At 47.4% G+C, this 5,990-nt stretch carries 7 protein-coding genes; all 7 read right to left on the bottom strand.

Annotated features, from left to right (window positions below):
• Window positions 1-90 precede the first annotated feature (90 nt).
• On the bottom strand, window positions 91-474 hold the full coding sequence (gene acpS / locus B2X00_RS03130; RefSeq protein ID WP_290486078.1) for a holo-ACP synthase: 384 nt from the start codon (window positions 472-474) through the stop codon (window positions 91-93).
• Window positions 474-1,202, bottom strand: coding sequence for a pyridoxine 5'-phosphate synthase (gene pdxJ, locus B2X00_RS03125; protein ID WP_290486077.1), 729 nt, complete (start codon window positions 1,200-1,202; stop codon window positions 474-476). The genes acpS and pdxJ overlap by 1 nt, the downstream gene beginning before the upstream one ends.
• 8 nt (window positions 1,203-1,210) lie before the next feature.
• Window positions 1,211-1,897 (bottom strand): DNA repair protein RecO, encoded by a 687-nt coding sequence (gene recO / locus B2X00_RS03120; RefSeq protein ID WP_290486076.1) that lies wholly within the window; start codon window positions 1,895-1,897, stop codon window positions 1,211-1,213.
• A 6-nt stretch (window positions 1,898-1,903) separates the two neighbouring features.
• Window positions 1,904-2,851, bottom strand: coding sequence for a GTPase Era (era, locus tag B2X00_RS03115; protein ID WP_370215203.1), 948 nt, complete (start codon window positions 2,849-2,851; stop codon window positions 1,904-1,906).
• Complete coding sequence (gene rnc, locus B2X00_RS03110) at window positions 2,851-3,537, bottom strand: ribonuclease III (RefSeq protein WP_006956074.1); 687 nt, start codon at window positions 3,535-3,537, stop codon at window positions 2,851-2,853. Before rnc ends, era begins: the two co-directional genes overlap by 1 nt.
• On the bottom strand, window positions 3,534-4,391 hold the full coding sequence (gene lepB / locus B2X00_RS03105; protein WP_290486075.1) for a signal peptidase I: 858 nt from the start codon (window positions 4,389-4,391) through the stop codon (window positions 3,534-3,536). Before lepB ends, rnc begins: the two co-directional genes overlap by 4 nt.
• A gap of 33 nt (window positions 4,392-4,424) precedes the next feature.
• Window positions 4,425-5,990: translation elongation factor 4 (lepA, locus tag B2X00_RS03100; RefSeq protein WP_290486074.1), on the bottom strand; the 1,566-nt coding region annotated here is incomplete at its 5' end.

The raw sequence follows: 5,990 nt of genomic DNA, 5'->3' as shown, positions 1-5,990 counted from the left end.
CTGATGGTCGAGCGCATCTGCAGTACCTGTTAATACATAATTCGATGTGGATTTTTTGCGGCCATTGGGCTTAAAAAACTGCGCCATTATTTAACTACTCGTTTCTAAAATCACTGTCGCGATAGCGAACCCACTATCATCACTAATACTTAAATGCGCGTGGACAATACCATATCGCTCGCACCATTGCTGAGCCTGCTGGTAAAACACCCATTCTGGTCGGCCCAATGCATTATTACGTACTTCCATATGTTGAAACGAAAGTCCTTGCGCAATGCCCGTACCGAATGCTTTGGCACACGCTTCCTTTGCTGCAAATCGCTTAGCTAAATAGTCTGCTGGGGCACGGTGCTGCGCCCAAATATCTTGTTCATATTCGGTTAATACGCGTTTTACCAGACCATTGCCGCGCGCCAGCGATGTCTCCACTCGCGCAACCGCGATCATATCAGTGCCCATGCCAAATATTGCCATTAGCGAGCTCGCTCAAGAATGGCTTTCATGTCGCGCACAGCGCGATCGAGACCCACCAATACAGCGCGCGCAATAATTGAGTGGCCAATGTTTAACTCAACTACCTGCGGAATTTGCGCGATTTCAAGTGTATTGTGATAGTGCAGTCCATGACCCACATTGACCTGCAAGCCCTGTTTATCTGCATAAGTTGCGGCTTCTTTTAATAACTGAAACTCGTGTTCACGTTGCGCATGCGTTTCCGCCTCCGCGTATGCACCCGTATGTAGTTCAACAATAGGCGCACCACACGCTTTTGCTGCATCAATTTGCGCATGGTTAGGGTCGATAAATAACGAGACTAAAATGCCGGCATCGGCAAGCTGCTTAACAGCTGCGGCTATACGTTGTTGTTGGCCCTCGACATCCAATCCGCCCTCGGTTGTGAGCTCTTCGCGTTTTTCTGGAACCAAACAACTGTAAGTCGGCTGCGTATCAATCGCGATACCGATCATTTCGTCGGTACACGCCATCTCTAAGTTCATAGGCACATTAAGCGTCTGGCGGAGCAGTGTTACATCGCGGTCGGTGATGTGACGACGATCCTCGCGCAGGTGTATGGTAATTCCGTCGGCTCCTGCTTGCTCGGCAATGGCTGCGGCAGTCACTGGATCGGGGTAGCTGACACCACGCGCGTTACGTACGGTGGCGACGTGATCAATATTGACACCTAAACGGATATTTTTCATCGTTTCTCCTAACGTTTAAACAAGGCGCGCGCGCGCAGCGGCTTATCTCCGATAAATGGCGCTAACGCATGACGCATAATGCGTTTTAAATTGTATCGTTGCGATTCGGTGAGTGGATCATTGAGCCAATCGCTTTGTCCCAATGCAATGGCTTGATCGCGGCTGATAGTGACACAATCGCTATCGAGATAATCCACATTAAATCCGCTGTTGCCCCGAAAGTAGAGTGTCTCGGGGAGCTCATCGCGTTGCTCCAGTTGCGGCCACTCAAATACACTGCCAAGTTCATCCAGCAGCTGCCATTCAAACCAACGTAATGTTGTTTCGATAGGTTGTTTGTCAGCGAGCCGCTGTAACAGTTGGGGATAGCATTCGAATAGACTCGGTACCGCAACGTGCTGCGGTAGCACGCGCTGTAATAATTCGTTGATATAAAAACCACTATAGAGAAAGTCACTACGGAGTTCGTAGTTGTGGGACATCGCCTCAGCGTGAGTCAGCGTTTTTAAGTCACCGCGCCCACCCCATTGCACCTTAAGGGGAATAAAAGGTTGTAACACACCTTTCCAACTTGAGGTTTTACGCTTAGCACCTTTGGCCAACAAGCGAACACGACCATCCTCCAGACTAAAGCAGTCTACAAGGAGGCTGGTCTCTTGGTAATCCCAGCGATGTAACACAAACGCTGGTTGCATCGTTCGCTAGTCCTCTCGATAGCCTAAGCTCTTTAGCGCGCGCTCGTCATCTGACCAACCTGACTTTACCTTCACCCAGAGCTTCAATAACACTTTGTTATTCAACAAACGTTCAAGATCCTTACGCGCCTCGGTTCCAATTGTTTTTAATTTTTGGCCTTTCTCACCGATGACCATACGCTTCTGCGCATCACGCTCGACCAAGATCAGCGCATGAATATGATGAGTCCCGCGTTCAGACTGCCCGAACTGTTCGATTTCAACCGTCGTTTCGTAAGGCAACTCTTCACCCGTAAACCGCATCAGTTTCTCCCGAATGATTTCGGCCGTCATGAAACGTACAGAACGATCAGTGACGTAATCTTCTGGGTAAAAGTGGTAACCGCTTTGTAAAAAGCCTTTAACGATATCGCGTAATGGCTCCAGGTTATCACCGGTTTTAGCTGAAACAGGAATGATTTCTTTCACGCTGAGCTGCTGACTTAACCACTGCAAGTGTGGCAACAACTTATTCTTGTCTTTAATCTGATCGACTTTGTTAACGACTAATACGATCGGTGTTTCGGTCTTTTTCAACTTCTCCAACACCATGACATCATCGTCATTCCAGCGCGTATTTTCGACGACAAATAAAATAAGGTCGACGTCCTTCAGCGCAGATGATGCCGTTTGGTTCATTACACGATTTATAGCGCGCGGCTCTTCTAAGTGCATGCCTGGCGTATCAACATAAACCGTTTGATAATCACCCTGGGTGTCTACACCTAAAATGCGGTGGCGCGTCGTTTGAGGTTTGTTCGACGTTATACTGACCTTTTGACCCAGTATACGGTTCAGCATGGTCGATTTACCGACATTGGGTCGACCCACAATGGCGACAAAACCACACTGCTTATTTTCATCAATTTGCCCAGTGCCACCGAAAGCATTGTTGAGCATATCATCTAAATTCATCAAGATACCTGTAACTGTTCTAAAGCGGAGGTTGCCGCTGCTTGTTCAGCCTTTCTACGACTGGTTCCGGTGCCCAATAAAGGTTCTGGAAGTCCTTCAATGGTGCAGGTCACGGTGAATTGTTGATTGTGCGCCTGACCCTGTGTCGCCACCACATCATACTCAGGTAAAGGTCGTTGACGAGCTTGCAGCCACTCCTGTAAACGCGTTTTCGGATCTTTTTGACTGGCGCCTGGCTTGATAGTTTCTAATTGTTCTTCAAACCAGCCCAACACCACTTGTTTGACAGTATCCATATCACTATCAAGAAAAATCGCACCGATAATGGCTTCCATGGCATCCGCTAAAATGGATTCTCGACGATAACCGCCGCTCTTTAATTCACCCTGGCCAAGTGACAAGTAATCACCTAAACCTTTTTTCTTTCCGAGTCGTGCGAGCGAACGTCCACAAACAATGGCGGCACGCATGCGACTCAAGTCACCTTCTGCGACTTTGGGAAACCGACTGAATAACGCCTCGGCGATAACTACGCCGAGAATAGAATCGCCTAAAAACTCCAGACGTTCATTATGGTTGGCATGCGCACTGCGATGCGTTAATGCTTGCTTTAGTAAACTTTGACGTTCAAATCGATAGCCAATTATTTGTTCTAACTGAGTTAACGGTGGTTTTGGTAAACTCACTCAATACTCCCTAAACGCTCAAATCTTATTCCTGTAGGCACCCATTGCGGCAAAATACTCTCGCTACTGCGATCCATTTCAAAACTCATCCACATAAATACCGCTTTACCAACGAGGTTCTCTTCTGGGACAAAGCCCCAGTAACGACTATCCTCAGAGTTGTCTCGGTTATCGCCCATGGCAAAATAATGCCCCTCTGGCACGACAAATTCCGTTGGCTGCGTACCTGCTTGTTTAAAGTAATAAGGCACCCGCGGACTCACGCGTGAATCCAACAAGATCTGGTGTTTCACCGATCCCATGTGCGCCTCATAGGTTGTTAATGCGCTTCCTCCAGAATAGTACACAGGCGCGTCATCAACCATAACATTTTCTACTCTAATGGCGTTGCAGTTTTCGTCAGCTTTGCACTTTGGCTCAATATAGAGGCTCTTATCGCGATAAATGATACGGTCGCCAGGGAGACCGATAATACGCTTTATATAATCAATACTGGGCTCAAGGGGATATTTGAACACCGCAATATCGCCACGTTCGGGTTTACCCGTTTCGATGATTTCTTTTTGAAACAGCGGGTCATGCAGCCCATAGGCATATTTCTCCACCAAAATGAAGTCACCTTTCAACAAGGTGGGCATCATCGATCCGGAGGGTATTTGGAAAGGCTCATACAAAAACGTACGCACCACTAAAATGATTGCGAGAATAGGAAAGACCGATTGGCCAAACTCAGTTACCGAATTCTGCGGCTCTCCTGCCGCCCGCTTCTTCTTTAACACCAGTGCATCAAATAACCACAAGGCACCGGCAATTAACGTCACCACGGTTAGGATAATCGAAAAATAGTTGGCCATCAGCCTGTTTCCCTTATTGTTTTCTCTTTAGCGCTACTTGCCTACTTTTAACACGGCTAAAAACGCTTCCTGCGGCACTTCGACGTTGCCGAGGTTTTTCATGCGTTTTTTACCTTCTTTTTGTTTCTGTAGTAGTTTTTTCTTACGGCTAATATCGCCGCCATAACATTTTGCAGTGACGTTTTTACGTAACTGTTTAACTGTCGAACGCGCAATAACATGCGTCCCGATCGTCGCCTGGATCGCGATATCAAATTGCTGACGTGGGATCAGTTCGCGCATTTTATCCACCAACATGCGACCCCGTGATTCGGCATGATCACGATGTACTATTAACGCCAATGCATCAACACGGTCACCGTTGATCAAAATATCAACACGCACCATATCCGCTGCTTGGAACTTCTTAAAGTGATAATCCAATGATGCATAACCACGGCTGGTTGATTTAAGGCGATCAAAGAAGTCCATCACCACTTCGGCCATCGGCATTTCGTAGGTCACTGCGACCTGTTTGCCGTGATAGTTCATCGCCGTTTGCATACCGCGTTTCTCAACACACAAGGTAATGACGTTTCCGACAAATTCCTGCGGCACTAAAATGTTCGCTTCAACAATCGGTTCAAAGATCGTCTCGATATCATTAACCGGCGGTAAGTTGACCGGGTTGTCAACTTTTACAATATCGCCCGACTTGGTTTCTACTTCGTAAACAACGGTCGGTGCGGTGGTAATCAAATCGATATCGTATTCACGTTCGAGCCGTTCTTGGATAATTTCCATATGCAACATACCCAAGAAACCACAGCGAAAGCCAAATCCTAACGCGGCAGAGTTCTCCGGCTCATAGAATAACGACGCGTCGTTTAACGATAGTTTCCCTAAGGCATCGCGGAAGGCTTCGTAGTCATCAGAGCTAATCGGAAACATGCCGGCGTAAACCTGTGGCTTCACCTTTTTGAAGCCTGGAACCGGAGATTTCGCCGGGTTACGCGTCGTGGTCAAGGTATCACCAACAGGTGCACCCAAAATATCTTTAATACCGGCAATTACGAACCCAACTTCACCCGTGTGAAGCACACCCGTTTCATGGGGTTTCGGATTAAAAAAGCCGACTTTATCAATTTGATGAGACTGTCCTGTCGACATCACTGTCATTTTATCGCCAGCTCGTAATGTACCGTTTTTAACACGCACCAAGGACACCACGCCTTGATAGTTATCAAACCATGAGTCAATAATCAGCGCTTGTAACGCATCATCTTCATTGCCTTTGGGAGGCGGAATTTGTTTAACGATACGCTCGAGCACTTCTTCAATTCCGATACCGGTTTTTGCTGAACATTGCACTGCGTCAACTGCTTCGATACCTACGATATCTTCAATTTCCTGCGCAACGCCCATAGCATCAGCTTGCGGCAAGTCGATTTTATTGAGTACCGGAACCACCTCAAGATCCATATCTATAGCGGTGTAGCAATTCGCTAATGTTTGTGCCTCCACACCTTGTGCGGCATCAACCACCAATAAAGCACCCTCACACCCCGCCAACGAGCGCGATACTTCATAGGAGAAGTCAACGTGTCCTGGCGTATCAAT

The organism is Idiomarina sp. UBA3162 (assembly GCF_002364475.1).
In the GTDB taxonomy this organism is placed as follows: Bacteria; Pseudomonadota; Gammaproteobacteria; order Enterobacterales; family Alteromonadaceae; genus Idiomarina.
Note: the sequence above shows the minus strand (reverse complement) of the source record. Positions and strands in the feature narration are given on the sequence as shown.

What these genes read in the sequence shown, in the direction of transcription:
- acpS (WP_290486078.1), bottom strand. Translation starts at nt 474, where the DNA reads ATGGCAATATTTGGCATGGGCACTGATATGATCGCGGTTGCGCGAGTG.
- lepB (WP_290486075.1), bottom strand. Translation starts at nt 4,391, where the DNA reads ATGGCCAACTATTTTTCGATTATCCTAACCGTGGTGACGTTAATTGCC.
- pdxJ (WP_290486077.1), bottom strand. Translation starts at nt 1,202, where the DNA reads ATGAAAAATATCCGTTTAGGTGTCAATATTGATCACGTCGCCACCGTA.
- era (WP_370215203.1), bottom strand. Translation starts at nt 2,851, where the DNA reads ATGAATTTAGATGATATGCTCAACAATGCTTTCGGTGGCACTGGGCAA.
- recO (WP_290486076.1), bottom strand. Translation starts at nt 1,897, where the DNA reads ATGCAACCAGCGTTTGTGTTACATCGCTGGGATTACCAAGAGACCAGC.